At 55.7% G+C, this 17218-nt stretch carries 12 protein-coding genes and 1 pseudogene; 7 read left to right on the top strand and 6 right to left on the bottom strand.

Going from position 1 to position 17218, the window contains the following annotated elements:
• Positions 1-3: 3 nt before the first annotated feature.
• Positions 4-498: a hypothetical protein gene (locus ACOT0L_RS06180; protein ID WP_006810964.1), complete on the bottom strand. Its 495-nt coding sequence runs from the start codon at positions 496-498 to the stop codon at positions 4-6.
• Between the two features lie 930 nt (positions 499-1428).
• Here ACOT0L_RS06180 and ACOT0L_RS06175 point away from each other — a divergent pair.
• The 3 genes from ACOT0L_RS06175 to ACOT0L_RS06165 all read left to right on the top strand — a co-directional run bounded on the left by ACOT0L_RS06175 (position 1429) and on the right by ACOT0L_RS06165 (position 5394).
• Positions 1429-2409 (top strand): GlxA family transcriptional regulator, encoded by a 981-nt coding sequence (locus tag ACOT0L_RS06175; protein ID WP_023300337.1) that lies wholly within the window; start codon positions 1429-1431, stop codon positions 2407-2409.
• A gap of 78 nt (positions 2410-2487) precedes the next feature.
• The gene (gene gap, locus ACOT0L_RS06170) at positions 2488-3498 is read left to right on the top strand and encodes a type I glyceraldehyde-3-phosphate dehydrogenase (protein WP_126502894.1); all 1011 of its coding nucleotides are present in this window, start codon (positions 2488-2490) and stop codon (positions 3496-3498) included.
• Positions 3499-3711: 213 nt separating this feature from the next.
• The gene (locus tag ACOT0L_RS06165) at positions 3712-5394 is read left to right on the top strand and encodes an alpha,alpha-trehalase (RefSeq protein WP_126502895.1); all 1683 of its coding nucleotides are present in this window, start codon (positions 3712-3714) and stop codon (positions 5392-5394) included.
• A gap of 72 nt (positions 5395-5466) precedes the next feature.
• Here the strand turns inward: ACOT0L_RS06165 and ACOT0L_RS06160 are convergent, their stop codons facing one another.
• Positions 5467-7569: a TonB-dependent siderophore receptor gene (locus tag ACOT0L_RS06160; RefSeq protein WP_126291725.1), complete on the bottom strand. Its 2103-nt coding sequence runs from the start codon at positions 7567-7569 to the stop codon at positions 5467-5469.
• A gap of 160 nt (positions 7570-7729) precedes the next feature.
• Between ACOT0L_RS06160 and ycgR the strand changes: the two genes are divergently transcribed.
• Positions 7730-8461, top strand: coding sequence for a flagellar brake protein YcgR (gene ycgR / locus ACOT0L_RS06155; protein ID WP_022648423.1), 732 nt, complete (start codon positions 7730-7732; stop codon positions 8459-8461).
• A 37-nt stretch (positions 8462-8498) separates the two neighbouring features.
• Here the strand turns inward: ycgR and emtA are convergent, their stop codons facing one another.
• Positions 8499-9110, bottom strand: a complete 612-nt coding sequence (gene emtA / locus ACOT0L_RS06150; RefSeq protein ID WP_022648424.1) for a membrane-bound lytic murein transglycosylase EmtA — start codon at positions 9108-9110, stop codon at positions 8499-8501.
• 107 nt (positions 9111-9217) lie between these two features.
• On the opposite strand from emtA, the gene ldcA reads away from it, so the two are divergent.
• Positions 9218-10132 (top strand): muramoyltetrapeptide carboxypeptidase, encoded by a 915-nt coding sequence (gene ldcA, locus ACOT0L_RS06145; protein WP_126502896.1) that lies wholly within the window; start codon positions 9218-9220, stop codon positions 10130-10132.
• 97 nt (positions 10133-10229) lie between these two features.
• Positions 10230-11897 (top strand): annotated as a pseudogene (locus ACOT0L_RS06140) (potassium/proton antiporter); the annotation flags it as partial.
• A 160-nt stretch (positions 11898-12057) separates the two neighbouring features.
• Here the strand turns inward: ACOT0L_RS06140 and dadX are convergent.
• Positions 12058-13128 carry a catabolic alanine racemase DadX gene (gene dadX / locus ACOT0L_RS06135; RefSeq protein ID WP_022648427.1) on the bottom strand — a complete coding sequence of 357 codons (1071 nt, stop codon included), beginning with the start codon at positions 13126-13128 and terminating at the stop codon, positions 12058-12060.
• 9 nt (positions 13129-13137) lie between these two features.
• On the bottom strand, positions 13138-14436 hold the full coding sequence (locus tag ACOT0L_RS06130; RefSeq protein WP_022648428.1) for a D-amino acid dehydrogenase: 1299 nt from the start codon (positions 14434-14436) through the stop codon (positions 13138-13140).
• A 321-nt stretch (positions 14437-14757) separates the two neighbouring features.
• Between ACOT0L_RS06130 and ACOT0L_RS06125 the strand changes: the two genes are divergently transcribed.
• Positions 14758-16290 carry a SpoVR family protein gene (locus ACOT0L_RS06125; protein ID WP_022648429.1) on the top strand — a complete coding sequence of 511 codons (1533 nt, stop codon included), beginning with the start codon at positions 14758-14760 and terminating at the stop codon, positions 16288-16290.
• A 66-nt stretch (positions 16291-16356) separates the two neighbouring features.
• On the opposite strand, the gene fadR is transcribed toward ACOT0L_RS06125, so the two are convergent.
• Positions 16357-17076 carry a fatty acid metabolism transcriptional regulator FadR gene (fadR, locus tag ACOT0L_RS06120; RefSeq protein ID WP_015570315.1) on the bottom strand — a complete coding sequence of 240 codons (720 nt, stop codon included), beginning with the start codon at positions 17074-17076 and terminating at the stop codon, positions 16357-16359.
• Positions 17077-17218: the final 142 nt, after the last annotated feature.

The raw sequence follows: 17218 nt of genomic DNA, 5'->3' as shown, positions 1-17218 counted from the left end.
CGTTTAGTTCAGGATCCAGGTACCGTTCGCGCTGTCTTTGCAGGCTTTGCTGTTGCCATCGACATCAACACAGGTGGTTTTCTTGCGCGCTTTAGGGCGCAGTGCCTGTTTACGCACGGTGGCTTCGTACTGGTCGGCCTTGATCACGGCACGCATCGGCACGTAACCAATCAGCTGTTCACTCCCTTCATCGGCCAGCGCCATCCAGAAATGTTCAACCTGCCCCAGCACGACGTAAGTTTTTCCGGTCTCAAGCGTACGGATCACTTTTCCACCGTAGTCAGGACGGCTCATCAGGGATGCCGGGTACATAGCACGATACGGTTCATTCACCTGAGTGAACTCCGCCGGAGGGGTAACAGCGTGACGGTGCGTCAGCGTGATGCCATTAACCTGGCTGGTCACAATCGTATCATCGGTGATCGCTGGTTTTTGCGGCGCCTTACAGCCCGCCACCGCCATAACAAACAGAAGTGATAACAATACACGCAGTTTCATATGCTTTTCCGTAGCGATATTTAGAGGATGAAGAGAGGGGATAAAATTTGACTTAGGTGCTATTGTTAAAAATAGTCAGGTTTTTCCGGGGCGTTACTATTATTTGGGCATAGCTACCGCACGAGCCTTCGAGAATAAGGCCCAGCGTAATCCTGACATATTTTGACAAACGGTAAACAAGTTTACATGAGCTTATCGCCTTTTCAATATTTCCTTTTTCGCTACTGCTGATTCATGAGGCATTCGCCTCACTCTGAGATTAATCTGAAAAATAGAGAAATCGCGCAATTAACTGATTTAAAGACAAAAAAACCCAAAAGAGAACCATTATCACTAACGTAATACCACTATTTCTGCCACTACCATAATTAGTAGAACGGAGAATTTTTCAGTTGCATATGAATATATCTCACACGAATTATTTGTTGTATCGATAGCAAATCGTCAATACTCAGGACGATGTCCCATCAAATTAAGAAAACACAGTAAGGATGAAAAAATTAATTTCACGCCGCAAATTAACTTTATGCTCTCCCCCCTTCTTAAGATAATTTTCTTTCGTCTGGGCCGTATGAATAATTAAGCCTGACTACACTCTTGCTCGCCAAAGCATTGCTCAAAATATAACCCACCCTTTCCAGGTAATGAATAAAGACGCTGCTTTCGACAGGCGAACTTCATTTGGCATTTTACCGTCACTACACTATTGCTTGCTTTCCACCACTCCGACGATTTATTACAAACATGATGAAAATTTGTTATGAGTTCTTTGCTTTCCCGCACCATAGCTTACAGGCCGAGCGGTAAAAACAGGTTAAGTGGGTATCAAAATATGTGCCGTTGCCGGCATCGGGGTTGACCATAACCGTGCTCGGTAACTGTCAACGTCCTCCACTTGACTTATATTGTAAGAAAGGTACTTTTCAGGACATGAAGAAGATCCTGATAATTGTTCCTGATGGTGGCATGTTGTTTGAAGCCGCCGGTATAGCCGACATTCTGATGCAGGCCAACCGTCTGCACCCGGACGGTCTGGCGCAGCCCCGCTACCGCATCATTATTGCCACTACCCAGCCTCACCTGGTGATCCATGGCCAGTCCGGCTTAAATCTGCTGGCGGACTATCGCCTGCCGGAGCTGGATCCGCGCGAGCCGCTGGACACGATTATCATCACCGGCCGTGGCATGAATGAGCAGGAAAGCACTGCGGTGGTGGACTGGCTGCACCTGGCCGCGCCGCATGCGCGACGCGTCGCCTCTGTCTGCGGCGGGGCCCTGCTGCTGGCACAGGCCGGACTTCTCGATGGGCGCCGGGCAACGACCCACTGGCGGCTTCTGGAAACGTTGAAAACCCGCTATCCTGCGGTCAACGTTGAGGGCGGCCCGCTCTATGTTCAGGATGGTCCCGTCTGGACGTCCGGCGGCGTCAGTTCCGGGTTTGATCTGACGCTGGCGCTGGTGGAGGATGATTACGGCTTCACCCTCGCCCGCAACGTGGCGCAGGATATGGTGATGTACCTGCGCCGGCCTGGCGGCCAGCTACAGTTCAGCCGCTATAATCTGGAGCAGTCCGGCGCGACCGGACCGGTTAGCGAACTGCAAAGCTGGATCCTGCAAAACCTCACCGCAGATTTGTGCGTCGAAAGGCTGGCCGAACGGGTCGCCATGAGTCCGCGCAATTTCACCCGCGTGTTCACGCGTGACGTCGGTGTACCTCCGGCCCGTTATGTCACCGAAGCGCGCCTGGCCGCCGCACGACAGCTTCTGGAGCAGACCCCGTATCCGCTTGAGGTCATTGCCGAAAAAAGCGGGTTTGGGACCAGCATCAACCTGCGCCGCGTTTTTGAAAAGCAGCTTCATCTCACGCCGGGCGAATATCGCCAGCGCTTCCACTGCCGCAGAATGGCGTAATCTGATCCTTTTTTGTCATTTACGCCAACCGACCTGACACCTACAGTAACTCCAGACAACACAGATAAGGAGTGCATCATGGTTAAGGTCGGTATTAACGGTTTCGGCCGTATCGGACGTAATGTCCTGCGCGCGGCGCTGGGCAATCCGGATCTCAAGATTGTGGCCATTAACGATCTGACGGACAGTAATACCCTCGCCCATCTGCTGAAATATGACTCTCTGCTCGGCACGCTACCGGTACCTGTGGAAGCGGCGGACGGCGCGCTACAGGTTGACGGGCAACGCATCACCGTATTCAGTGAACGCGACCCGGCAAACATTCCGTGGAAAGACGCTGACGTTGAGGTGGTAATCGAAGCCACCGGTTTCTTCACCGAACGTGATAAAGCGGCGGTGCATATCACGAGCGGCGGCGCAAAACGCGTCATTATTTCCGCCCCCGCTAAAAATGATGATCTTACGGTGGTAATGGGCGTGAACCACACGCTGTACGATCCGGCCCAGCATTTTGTGGTCAGTAACGGGAGTTGCACCACTAACGGTCTGGCGCCAGCGGCGCAGGTGCTGCACCAGCAGTTTGGCATTGAACACGGGCTGATGAACACCACGCATGCCTACACCAACAGCCAGGCGCTGCATGACCAGCCAGAAAAAGATCTGCGCGGCGCGCGTGCGGCAGCATTATCGATTGTGCCTTATTCCAGCGGCGCGGCAAAAGCGCTCGGGAAAGTGATCCCCGAACTGGACGGTAAACTCACCGGGTATTCCCTGCGCGTGCCGGTGCCAGTGGTGTCGATTGTCGATTTGACGGTGACGCTGAGCCGCAACGTGACCGCCGAAGAGGTGAATGACGCGTTCCGTCAGGCTGCCGGTAGCGGGCCGCTGAAAGGCATCCTGGGCTACAGCGATGAACCGCTTGTCTCCAGTGATTATCAGGGCGACCCGCGCTCATCCATTATCGACGGGCTTTCAACGCTGGTGATTGGCGGGAATATGGTGAAGATCCTGTCGTGGTATGACAACGAGTGGGGCTTCTCAAACCGTCTGGTGGATTTGGCGGTGCTGATGGATAAAAAAGGGTTGTAGGGCTTAAGCCGGGTGGCGTGAAGCTTACCCGGCCTTTCCGTGGTGTGGTTAAAAATTAAGTAATCCAACCCTGGTGTAGTGAAAGCGCACCCGAATTATCTGGTTATGCGAAAAATGGGACATTCAACACGCGAAGTTATCGATATTCGTCTAAGGTTTTCAGGTAATTGACAACAGCGGTCACGCTGCTCAGTGAAGACAGGAGACGAACCGATGATAAGACCTCGCGCACGACGCCCCGCTTTTTTACCCCTTGCGTTGGCAGGCGCACTACTCGGTGTTACCGCATTTGGTTATGCTGAAGACCAGCCAACGAGCCAGCAAAGCTCACCTGATATTCTTCTTGGCCCCCTCTTTAATGACGTTCAGAGCGCCAAACTGTTCCCGGATCAGAAAACCTTCGCGGATGCCGTTCCCAAAAGCGACCCGCTGATGATCCTGGCGGATTACCGGATGCAGCATACCCAGTCCGGTTTTGACCTGCGTCACTTCGTGGAGATGAACTTTATCCTGCCGAAGGAGGGTGAGAAATATGTTCCCCCTGAGGGCCAGAGCCTGCGGGAACACATAGACGATCTGTGGCCTGTGCTGACCCGCACCACCGACAAAGCGAACAAATGGGACTCCCTCCTGCCTCTGCCAAAACCCTATGTCGTGCCGGGAGGACGATTCCGCGAAGTCTATTACTGGGACAGCTATTTCACCATGCTGGGGCTGGCCGAGAGCGGCCACTGGGATAAGATCGGCGACATGGTGGACAACTTCGCATACGAGCTTGATACCTGGGGCCATATCCCTAACGGTAACCGCAGTTACTACCTGAGCCGCTCTCAGCCGCCGTTCTTTTCTTTGATGGTGGAACTGTTGGCCACGCATGACAGCGACGCGTTGAAGAAATACCGTCCGCAGATGGAGAAGGAGTATGCCTACTGGATGGAGGGGGCTGATGGGCTCCAGCCTGGTCAGGCAAACAAACGCGTAGTGAAGCTGGATGACGGCTCCCTCCTCAACCGCTACTGGGACGATCTGGACACGCCACGCCCTGAGTCGTGGCTGGATGACGTGACCACCGCCAAAAATAACCCTAACCGTCCGGCCACCGAGATTTACCGTGATCTGCGCTCTGCCGCGGCCTCGGGCTGGGATTTCAGCTCCCGCTGGATGGACGATCCCCAGAAGCTGGGTACCATCCGCACCACCAGCATCGTGCCGGTGGATCTGAATGCGCTGATGTTTAAGATGGAAAAACTGCTGGCCCGTGCCAGCCAGGAAGACGGGGATACCGCAAGCGCAAGTAAATATGACGCGCTGGCCTCCGCACGTCAGAAAGCCATGGAGAGCCACCTGTGGAACGATAAAGAGGGCTGGTATGCGGATTACGATCTGAAAACCAGGAAGGTGCGTAATCAGCTGACTGCCGCGGCCCTCTTCCCGCTGTATGTGAAGGCCGCATCACAGGATCGCGCCGATAAAGTGGCCGCAGCCGCATCGTCGCGCCTGCTGAAACCGGGCGGTATTTCTACCACCACCATCAACAGCGGTCAGCAGTGGGATGCGCCGAACGGCTGGGCGCCGTTGCAGTGGGTAGCGGTGGAAGGGTTGCAGAACTATGGTCAGCAGAAAGTGGCGATGGACGTGACCTGGCGTTTCCTGAAAAACGTTCAGCATACCTACGATCGCGAGAAGAAACTGGTTGAGAAGTACGATGTCTCTTCGACAGGTACCGGCGGTGGCGGCGGTGAGTATCCGTTGCAGGACGGTTTCGGCTGGAGTAACGGTGTGACGCTCAGGATGCTGGACATGGTCTGCCCGAAAGAGAAGCCGTGCGACAGCGTACCGGAGAATCAGCCTGCGGCAAACGATGATGTTGCACCTGCTAAACAGGCGGCGCAGTAGCGCCCCTCACCCTAACCCTCTCCCCAAAGGGGCGAGGGGACTGTTCAGTGCGGTAGCGCCACCGGGCTTTTTTCAGAAGCTGTAGTTCGCCCCGACCTGGAAGGTGCGGTCGCGGCCTATCCAGCAGTTGGTCGCGTCATAGCAGGTGAGCGTCTCTTTGTTGGTGACGTTCTGCGCGCTCGCTTTCAGCGTCAGCCCCTCCAGCGATGGCGCCAGTTCGCCCATGCGGTAAGATGCCGCCAGATCGTACTGCGTCGTACCGCCCAGCTTGCCTGCATCATTGGCTGGCGAGATCTCCATCGGCCCGGTGTAGCGTGCACCAGCCCCCAGCGTTAACCCTCTCAGCGGCGTGCTGTCAAAGGTGTAATCTCCCCACAGATTAAAGGCGTTCTCAGGGACCTGCGTCGGTCGTTTGCCCTGGTACTTGTCATCTTCGGTATTGATGGCGTGGGTGTAGGCATAATTGGCAATCAGCGTCAGGTTATCCGTTGGACGACTAATAGCGGAAAGCTCCGCGCCTTTCGATTCCACTTCCCCGGTCTGTCGGTAGTTGAGGAAGCCCGGATCGCTGGTCACTACATTTTTCTGACGAATGTTAAACACCGAGGCGGTGAAGGTAGTTGCATATTCCGCCAGCAGATATTTCACCCCACCCTCCACCTGCTTACTGGTGGTGGGCTTAACGTCTTTCGCGGTCAGCGTACCCTGCGGCGATACCGGTGCGAAACCTTCCGAATAGCTGATAAACGGCGAGAGACCATTTTCGAAGGCATAAAGCGCCCCCAGTCGTTTGGTGAGGCGATCCTGCGATACCCAGGCTTTGTCACCGTTTTGCAGATAGTTGGTGGTGACGGAACGGTAGTCGTCAAAGCGCAGGCTGGCCAGCACGTTAAGCCCGCCAAACGCAATCTGATCCTGAAGGTAATAGCCATTCTGCTGATAGCCGAGACGGTTTTTCTGCGCTGTTTCAAGCCCCAGCGCATCGTTATCGATCTGCGAGTGATCCGGATTGCGCATATCGATACCCGGTGTGGACGAGGCGTAACGATAATGGAAGTGAGAGTTCAGCTTCTGGTAGTCAAAGCCCGCCAGCAGATGATGTTGCCAGTCCCCCAGCGCGACGGTTCGGGTAACCTGATTATCAATGTTGAAGCTCTGCAAATCTTCATCCGTGGTATAGGCGAAGCGGTTAAGCTGGTAGACCTCGCTGCCCGTCCCGGTGGAATAGGCGCTGCGCTGGTGGGTATCCACGTCAAAGTAGCGCGCTTTCTGGTTAAAGCCCCAGCCACTGTCAAACTCATGTTCAAAGCTGTAGCCCAGCATCCACTGGCGCTGTTTGAAGCCGCTCCACTCATCCCCGGCATAGTCACGACGATCGGCGTATTTAGACCGCAGATAGCTTAGCGGCATCGGATCAGACGGCGTCAGGCTCGGCGTATTTTGCGCCAGCGCGTCAATGGTCAGGCGCGTTTTGTCATCCGGCTGCCAGGTCACGGAGGGGGCCACCAGATAGTTTTCATAGCGCGTGGTGTGCGCCTGTTCGTCACTTTCCGTCGCTTTGCCCAGCAGACGATAGTTCCAGTCGCTGTTCGCGATCTGCCCCGTGGAATCCAGGTACCCCTCTTTCAGATTGCGGTTTCCGGTATTAAAGCCCAGTTCCGTTTTCGCCTCTTTCTGCGGCTTTTTACTCTGAATATTGACCAGCCCACCCGGGGAGCCGCCGCCATACAGCACGGATGACGGCCCCTTCAGGATATCGACGCTCTCAATCAGCAGCGGATCGATTCGCGCTTTGGTGTTCCCGGTGACGTTATAGGGAAGTTGCAGGCCGTTGTAGAACTCCTGATCGACGTTGAACCCGCGGATTTTGTACTCGCTCATGTAAGAGGTGCTCCCGCGAACCTCCGTGGAAACGCCCGGCGCATAGCGCAGGATCTCGTTTACCGAACTGGCGTGCCGCTGCTCAATCTCTTTAGCGGCGATGGTGTTGATCACCTGCGGCGTTTTACTTTCCGCGACGGCTGATTTCGTGGCGCTATTGGTCCAGGCAGGGAGCGCGCTGCCCTGCTCTGTAGCGGTTACCACGATGGTGGGTTCTTCTGCGAAAGCCTGTGTCTGCAATGCCAGCGTGACGGCGCCTGCCAACGCGCATAACGCAAAACGTGAGGTGCTCATAGTGTCGTCTTATTATTAGATGATATTGGGAACGACAATTATTATCATTTTTATTACCGAATCAATATCAGCGGAGAAAAACAGATCGTTTGTATTAAGTTTCATGCCAGCGTGCCGATAACCCAGAGACAGTCTGTCATCTATCGAGGAGCCATCTGGCGTGAGTAGCTACAGTGAGCAGTTCCTGAAACAAAATCCGCTGGCTGTATTAGGGGTGTTACGCGACCTGAAAAAGGGCGAGGTGCCGCTGCGCATCAACTGGTCAACCAGCCAGTTTATCAGCAAGATCCTGGACGTGACGGCAGAACACCTGATCGTGGATCTGGGTAGCCAGAGCGATGAAAACCGTGCCGCGCTACAGGCAGAAAACCTCTCGGTGATGGCCGAAACGCAGGGGGCTAAAGTCGAGTTTATACTGCCTCGCCTGACCACGATCGTGTACCAGGGTTTGCCTGCGTTTATCACCCCCCTGCCCGCTAATCTCTGGTTCGTGCAGCGCCGCGAGTATTTTCGCATCAGCGCCCCGCTTCACCCGGCCTACTTCTGTAAGGCGAAAATGCCGGACAAAAAAGAGATCCGCTTTCGTCTCTTCGACCTGTCGCTGGGCGGCATGGGAGCGTTGATGGATATGCCGAAGCCGGAAGGGCTGGTGGAAGGTATGCGTTTTAGTCAGATCGAGCTGGATATGGGCGGATGGGGACGCTTCTGGTTTGACGCCCAGCTGATTGCCATCAGCGAGCGCAAGGTGGTGGACGGCAAAAACGAAACCATTACCACGCCGCGACTGAGTTTTCGCTTTCTGAATGTCGGGCCAGGCGCCGAGCGCGAACTACAGCGCATCATTTTTTCACTGGAGCGTGAAGCGCGGGAACGCGCGAATAAAGTGCGCTGAAAGGCGTCGGGCAGCGTGCTGCCGCCCGACAAAGACGTTACATGGCGTCCATTGCTTTCTGTACTTTCCAGATATAACGTGGAGCCTGTGCTGACGGATGATTCTTCACAACGTGTTCGAAGAATTCATCTTTATCCATATCGTTAATTTCTTCTATCGCCTCTTTACGATCGGATGAGAAGGTTCGGAGCAGCGCGCCAGCTCCGTTAACGTACGACACCACCAGCGCATATTGCATCACTTCCGGATCGTCAATCCCCTTCAGAATGCCATGCTCCAGAATGCTCAGGTAAGCGGTTCCCATAGAGATATTACGTTCCGGGTTTTTCAGCTCGCTGGTGGATGGCTGTCCCTTCCAGCCCATGTAGCGATAGACCTCTCTTCCCGCCGTAGAGGCTTTTAACTGCATCAGCCCCACCGCATTCGATTTACTCACCAGCGTCGGATTACCGCCGGACTCCACGGCGATGATCGCGGTGATCAGGCGCGGGCTCACGCCCCAGGCCTTCCCGGCTTGTTCGCTGATCGGCATCCACTGCATGGCCCGCTTTACCGGGACTTCAGGATTCCAGGGGGGATTTTTATAATCATGTTTTGAACTACAGCCAGCGAGCAACACAATCAAAAAAGCAAACCATCTCAATTTCACGTCATCTATCCTTATAGCCGGTCATCGCGGTACGTCGCCCCTTGAAGCAGGCGGCGTATAAGCGGCATGATATAGACAATTAGATTCTCATTCAGCAAGGAATTGCCATGCCTCAGTTTCATCTCATCGCACCGTCGGGCTACTGCATCAACCAGGAGGCGGCACAGCGGGGCGTTCAGCGCCTGCTGGAAATGGGCCATCAGGTAGAAAATCAGACAATTATCCCCCGCCGCATGCAGCGTTTTGCCGGTACGGAGGCGCAGAGACTGAGCGATATCAACAGCCTGGCAACGCTGGAAGGTGAAAACACTATTGTGCTGGCCGTGCGCGGCGGCTATGGCGCAAGCCGGCTGCTGGAGAGCATCGACTGGGCCGGGCTGGCCGCACGCCAGCAGCAGGATCCGCTGTTAATCTGCGGACACAGCGATTTCACGGCGATCCAGCTCGGCCTGCTGGCGTTGCATAACGTCATTACCTTTAGCGGCCCGATGCTGGCCGGCAACTTTGGTGCGCCGGAGCTGGATGCGTTTACGCAGGACCATTTCTGGCGCGCCCTGCAAAACCCGACGTATACCGTCGAGTGGCAAGGCAACGGACCGCACTGGGAATGTGAAGGGCAGCTGTGGGGCGGAAACCTCGCGATGCTGGTATCGCTGATTGGGACACCGTGGCTGCCGCAGATCGAGGACGGCATTCTGGTGCTGGAAGATATCAACGAACACCCGTTCCGCGTCGAACGCATGCTGTTACAGCTTTATCACGCCGGGATCCTGGATCGGCAGTCGGCCATTGTGCTGGGCAGTTTCAGCGGGTCAGCCCCCAACGATTACGACGCGGGCTACACGCTGGAGACGATGGTCGATTTCATTCGTTCCCGGCTGGATATTCCGGTGATCGCCGGTCTGAATTTCGGCCATGAGCAGCAAACCGTTACCTTGCCACTGGGTGCCCGGGCGCACCTTGCACACGGTAATTCAGGCAGTCGGTTAACAATCAGCGGTCATCCGGTCTTAAAGGCATAAAAAAGCCGTTATTCCCCCTCAATAAAACGCAGATACAGTTGTTAATATGTTAGGGTTTTAATAACAGCGTTCACATTGAGGTGGGAGTAAGACGACATTGAGTGCCACAGCGATAATCAGTCTTTTCATTCTGGGTTCCATCCTGGTAACCTTCAGCATTTTATTAAGTTCATTTTCATCGCGCCTTGGCATACCTATTCTTGTCATTTTCCTGGCTATCGGCATGCTGGCGGGGGTTGACGGAATCGGCGGTATCCCCTTCGATAATTACCCTTTCGCCTATATGGTAAGTAACCTCGCGCTGGCGGTGATCTTGCTGGACGGCGGCATGCGCACCCAGGCAAGTTCGTTTCGCGTTGCCTTAGGCCCGGCGCTGTCTCTGGCTACCGTCGGCGTGCTAATCACCTCCGGCCTGACCGGTATGATGGCAGCCTGGCTGTTTAACCTCGATATGATGGAAGGCCTGCTTATTGGCGCGATTGTCGGCTCTACCGATGCGGCGGCGGTGTTCTCGCTGCTCGGCGGCAAGGGGCTGAACGAGCGCGTTGGCTCCACGCTTGAGATTGAATCCGGCAGCAACGATCCGATGGCGGTGTTCCTGACCATCACCCTGATTGAGATGATCCAGCAGCACGAAACTGGCCTGAGCTGGATGTTCGCCTGGCACATCCTCCAGCAGTTTGGCCTCGGGATTATCATTGGTCTCGGCGGCGGTTACCTGTTACAGCAGACAATCAACCGTATTACGCTGCCTTCCGGCCTTTACCCGCTGCTGGCCCTGAGCGGCGGGATCCTGATCTTTGCCGTCACCACCGCGCTGGACGGCAGCGGTATTCTGGCGGTTTACCTCTGTGGATTCCTGCTGGGCAACCGACCGATTCGTAACCGTTATGCGATACTGCAAAACTTTGACGGGCTGGCCTGGCTGGCACAGATCGCCATGTTCCTGGTGCTGGGCCTGCTGGTGACGCCTTCCGACCTGCTGCCTATCGTCGTGCCAGCGCTGCTTTTGTCGGCCTGGATGATCTTCATCGCCCGTCCGCTGTCGGTGTTTGCCGGGCTGCTGCCGTTCCGCGGGTTTAACCTGCGTGAGCGGATATTTATCAGTTGGGTGGGGCTGCGCGGCGCGGTGCCGATTATCCTGGCGGTTTTCCCGATGATGGCCGGGCTGGACAACGCTCGTCTGTTCTTCAACGTCGCCTTCTTCGTGGTGCTGGTATCGCTGCTGTTCCAGGGGACGTCGCTGGCCTGGGCGGCGAAAAAAGCCAAAGTGGTGGTACCGCCCGTTGGCTGGCCGGTCTCCCGCGTGGGGCTGGATATTCACCCAGACAACCCGTGGGAACAGTTTGTCTATCAGCTAAGCGCCGATAAGTGGTGCGTGGGTGCTTCGCTACGCGATCTGCATATGCCCGCTGAAACGCGCATTGCCGCCCTGTTCCGGGATAACGCCCTGCTTCACCCGACCGGCAGCACGCGGCTGCGAGAGAATGATATCCTCTGCGTGATTGGCCGCGAGCGCGACCTGCCTGCCCTTGGCAAGCTGTTCAGCCAGTCGCCCCCGGTGGCGCTGGATCAGCGTTTCTTCGGCGATTTTATCCTCGAAGCCAGCGCCCGCTTTGCGGATGTGGCGCTGATTTATGGCCTGGAGGGAGGACTGGAGAATCGCGATAACCAGCAAACACTGGGCGAGATTATTCAGCAATTATTAGGGGCTGCACCGGTCGTCGGTGACCAGGTGGAGTTTGCCGGGATGGTCTGGACGGTGGCCGAGAAAGAGGATAACGCGGTGCGCAAAGTCGGCGTAAGGCCGATGGAGGAGGAGGCGGAGTAGCTGCTTTTTTGCCGGGTGGCGCTAACGCTTACCCGGCCTACGTTCGGGCTTTTGTAGGCCGGGTAAGGCGAAGCCGCCACCCGGCACACACATGTTACACCGTCACAACAGGCACTCTTGACGCCAGCGCGCACATCAGTTCATACCCGACAGTGCCCGCCGCAGCGGCCACATCATCAATTTTAACCTCGTTGCCCCACAGCTCAACCGGTGAGCCGATCCCCGCCTGAGGACATGGCGTCAAATCAATAGCCAACATGTCCATTGAGACGGTGCCTACCGTGCCCGTACGCACGCCATCGACCCACACCGGCGTACCGCTCGGGGCGATGCGCGGATAACCATCTGCATAGCCCCCCGCCACGATACCGATACGCTGTTCGCCCGCTGCCCGATAGCGGCTGCCATAGCCCACCGTATCGCCCGCTTTCAGGGTTTGCACGCCGATAATTTCGCTTCGTAACGTCATCACCGGCTTCAGGCCGCTGTTGGCGATATCCTGCCACTGACCTGAGGGTGACGCGCCGTACAGAACGATCCCCGGGCGCACCCAGTTGTAATGCGCCTCGGGATGCCAGAGCGTTGCCGCTGAGTTCGACAGCGAGCGCGGACAGTCCAGCCCTTCTGCCGCCTGCTCAATGCGGACCATAGCATCGGCAATGCCGTCCGGCTTTTCCGCATCGGCAAAATGCGCCATCAGCGTCATCTCACCGACGTTTTTCAGCGCACGAAGCTGCTGCCAGACCGTGTGCACACGTTCAGGCTGGAAGCCCAGACGATTCATACCGCTGTTCACTTTGAGATAGATATCCAGCGGGGCATGCAGCTTCGCGTCCTGAATGGCCTTGATCTGCCAGTTACTGTGAACGCTGGTCGTCAGGCGGTACTTATCCAGCAGAGGCAGATCTTGCGCATGGAAGAATCCTTCCAGCAGCAGGATCGGTCCTTTCCAGCCGCGCTCACGCAGCAGGATGGCCTCTTCCAGATTCAGTAAGGCAAAACCGTCGGTGGCGCCGAGCGCACTCCAGATACGGTCGATACCATGACCGTAGGCGTTGGCTTTCACCACCGACCAGACACGAGAACCCGGCGCAGCACGACGAACAATTTGCAGGTTATCCTTCAGCGCCTGCAAATCCAGCTGGGCCAGAATGGGACGGGACATGACGACTCCTTAATTATGCGCGCCGTGCAGGTGTTGTGGACGCGAGGGGGTAAACCCTGATTGATAGCGTGCGGCGCTTAAATCGTCAAACGGAATTGCCGGCGTCCGCCCGGAAATCAGGTCGCTAAGCAGCTGGCCCGAACCGCAGGCCATGGTCCAGCCAAGCGTACCGTGGCCGGTATTTGTCCACAGATTTTTGTAAGGCGTACGGCCCACAATCGGCGTGCCGTCCGGGGTCATTGGACGCAGGCCGGTCCAGAACGTCGCCTGCTCAATGAAACCGCCGCGCGGGAAGAGATCGCCGACGACCATCTCCAGCGTTTCACGACGTGGTTTGAGCAGTTCGGTATTGAAGCCCACGATTTCCGCCATGCCGCCGACGCGGATCCGGTTATCGAAACGGGTGATGGCGATTTTGTAAGTTTCATCAAGAATGGTTGATACTGGCGCGCCGCTGTCCTCTTTCACGGGAATGGTCAGGGAGTAGCCTTTTAGCGGATAGACCGGGATATCCAGGATCCCTTTCAGCATCGCGGTAGAATAGGATCCGAACGCCATCACGTAAGCATCGGCTTTGATCACCTCTTCTCCACACTTCACGCCGTAAATCTTCTCCCCTTCCGACAGCAGCTTGTCGACAGAGGTGTTGAAGCGGAATTTCACCCCGGCCTGCTCACACATGCGCGCCAGACGCTGGGTGAAAAGCTGGCAGTCGCCGGTTTCATCGTTCGGTAAACGCAGGCCGCCCGTCAGCTTGTGCGCGACCTCGGCAAGTGCTGGCTCCACCTGGGCAAGTTGGCTGGCTTCCAGCAGCTGATAGGGTACGCCCGCATCTTCAAGCACGGCGATATCGCGGGTCGCGTTTTCGTACTGTTGCGCGGTACGGAACAGCTGAAGTGTGCCGCCCTGGCGCCCTTCATATTCGATCCCCGTTGAGGAACGCAGCGCTTTCAGGCAATCGCGGCTGTATTCTGCGAGGCGCACCATGCGCCCTTTGTTCTCCATGTAGTGGCGGGTATCGCAGTTGCGCAGCATCTGCCACATCCACTTAAGCTGGAACTGCGTGCCGTCAAGGCTTATCGCCAGCGGCGCATGTCGCTGAAACATCCATTTGATCGCCTTCAGCGGAACGCCCGGGGCCGCCCACGGCGCAGCGTAGCCCGGGGAGATCTGCCCCGCATTCGCCGCACTGGTTTCCAGCGCCGGACCGGATTCGCGATCGATAACGGTAACCTCATGTCCCGCCTGACTTAAATACCAGGCGCTGGTTACGCCAACGACACCACTTCCCAGTATGACAACACGCATAGCCACTCCATTATGAGCAAAAGAACAATCATCTAATTACAGATTGATAACCTAGCTGAAAATATTATTCAACATATGACTTTTTTATGGTGACTCAACTCACATATCCCGCTGTATCAGGGGATAGCGCTTATTTGGGATCTCCTGCTGCGCGTTATTTTTAACCAGTAGAAAATTCTGCGAGCACCGCTTTTTTTGCCGTATCGAAAACGGGAAATCGCAAAGAAAAAATTTCTGCGCCCCGCGTATTTGAATGGGGTGATCTATGCTTGAAAGGAGGCTCTCCAGTCAGAGAGAGCGACCAACAACGAGGGCGCGCTAATGGCTACACTAGATTCCATGTCAAGGGACAGCACCCGTCTGAGCGATGGACCCGACTGGACCTTCGAGTTGCTGGATGTCTACCTGGCGGAGATCGACCGGGTGGCCAAACTCTATCGTCTGGACACCTATCCCCATCAGATTGAAGTCATCACCTCGGAACAGATGATGGACGCTTACTCCAGCGTCGGGATGCCGATTAACTATCCGCACTGGTCGTTTGGTAAAAAATTCATTGAAACGGAGCGACTGTATAAGCACGGACAGCAGGGGCTGGCGTATGAAATCGTTATTAACTCTAACCCGTGTATTGCCTATCTGATGGAGGAGAACACCATTACCATGCAGGCGCTGGTGATGGCGCACGCCTGCTATGGACATAACTCGTTCTTCAAAAATAACTATCTTTTCCGCAGCTGGACGGACGCCAGCTCCATCGTCGATTACCTGATCTTCGCCCGCAAATACATTACCGACTGCGAAGAGCGCTACGGCGTGGACGAGGTAGAGAAGCTACTGGACTCCTGCCACGCGCTGATGAATTACGGCGTTGACCGCTATAAGCGTCCGCAGAAGATCTCATTGCAGGAAGAGAAAGCCCGGCAGAAGAGCCGCGAGGAGTATCTGCAAAGCCAGGTGAATATGCTGTGGCGCACCCTGCCGAAACGTGAGGAGGAGAAAACCGTCGCCGAGGCACGGCGTTACCCTTCCGAGCCGCAGGAAAACCTGCTCTACTTTATGGAGAAGAACGCCCCATTGCTGGAGCCGTGGCAGCGTGAGATCTTGCGCATCGTGCGCAAAGTGAGCCAGTATTTCTATCCTCAGAAGCAGACCCAGGTGATGAACGAAGGCTGGGCGACCTTCTGGCACTACACCATTCTTAACCACCTGTATGACGAAGGAAAAGTCACCGAGCGGTTTATGATGGAGTTTCTGCACAGCCACACCAACGTGGTATTCCAGCCAGCGTATAACAGCCCGTGGTACAGCGGCATTAACCCGTACGCACTCGGCTTTGCCATGTTCCAGGATATCAAGCGTATCTGCCAGTCGCCCACCGAAGAGGACAAATACTGGTTCCCGGATATTGCCGGTTCTGACTGGCTGGAAACGCTGCACTTCGCGATGCGTGATTTTAAGGATGAGAGCTTTATCAGCCAGTTCATGTCGCCGAAGATCATGCGTGATTTCCGCTTCTTCACCGTACTGGATGATGACCGCAACAACTACCTGGAGATCTCTGCGATCCACAACGAAGAGGGCTATCGTGAGATCCGCTCGCGCCTGTCGTCTCAGTACAACCTGAGCAATCTTGAACCGAACATTCAGGTCTGGAATGTGGATCTGCGCGGTGACCGCTCTTTGACGCTGCGCTATATCCCTCACAACCGCGCGCCGCTGGATAAGGGGCGTAAGGAAGTGCTGAAGCATGTGCATCGCCTGTGGGGATTTGACGTGTCGCTGGAGCAGCAGAATGAAGATGGCAGCGTGGAGCTGCTGGAGCGGTGCCCGGCGCGGTTGAATACGTTGTAGTTTTTTTACCCGGTAAGCGAAGCGCCACCGGGGGAAAAAAACCTCTCAATCGAGAGGTTTTTTATTTCAGCGACTCTGAATCGCTAAATCACCCGGCAGGGTTTTCTGCATTCGGTGCCAGATTTCACCGGAGTCGTGGCCATAACGACGCACCGTTTCATAGACCTGATCGTGCAGCCCTTCGGTGCAGAGCTTGCTCAGTTTATGGTAGAAGCCGAGCGCCAGGCTGCGGGCTTCAGGGTTGGCAAAGTAGTGACGACCAATGCGTGTATATAATCCTTTCATTCCATTCAGGATCAGACCGTAAACCGGATTGCCGGAAGCAAACGCCAGACCGCGGAACACGTTGTAGTCGAGGGTCGCAAAGGCGTCCGCGTGGTCTTCCACCTCATTGGCGGTGGCAAGCACCTTCAGCGCATCTTCAGGATGCTGACGAAACGCGGTGCGGATGAAAATGGTAGCGATGTTGGTGCGCACCGAAAGCAGATTGTCAATCAGCTGCGGTACGCTTTCGTGATCGAGACGCGCCAGCGTTTCCAGAATATTCAGCCCGGACGTTTCCCAGAAGTTATTCACCTTAGTGGGTTTGCCATGCTGTATCGTCAACCAGCCATCGCGCGCCAGACGCTGGAGCACTTCTCGCAGCGTGGTACGGGTGACGCCAATCAGTTCAGAGAGTTCGCGTTCAGCAGGTAGAATTGATCCCGCAGGGAAACGATTATTCCAGATGCTTTCAATGATGTACTCTTCCGCGAAACCCGCCGGGCTCTGCGCCTTAATGACCATAGTGAGATTTCCATTACACAGCTTTAGCAAATTGCACTCATCATACCAGAGGCGCGCAGAGGCAGATAGCGCAGCAGAGACAGAAAAGAGGGATCGCCGTTTCATTTTTATGAAATTTACAAAATGGCTTTATCCCCCTCTC

Source organism: Enterobacter cloacae complex sp. XAL002, from assembly GCF_049236805.1.
Taxonomy (GTDB): Bacteria; Pseudomonadota; Gammaproteobacteria; order Enterobacterales; family Enterobacteriaceae; genus Enterobacter; species Enterobacter intestinihominis.
Note: the sequence above shows the minus strand (reverse complement) of the source record. Positions and strands in the feature narration are given on the sequence as shown.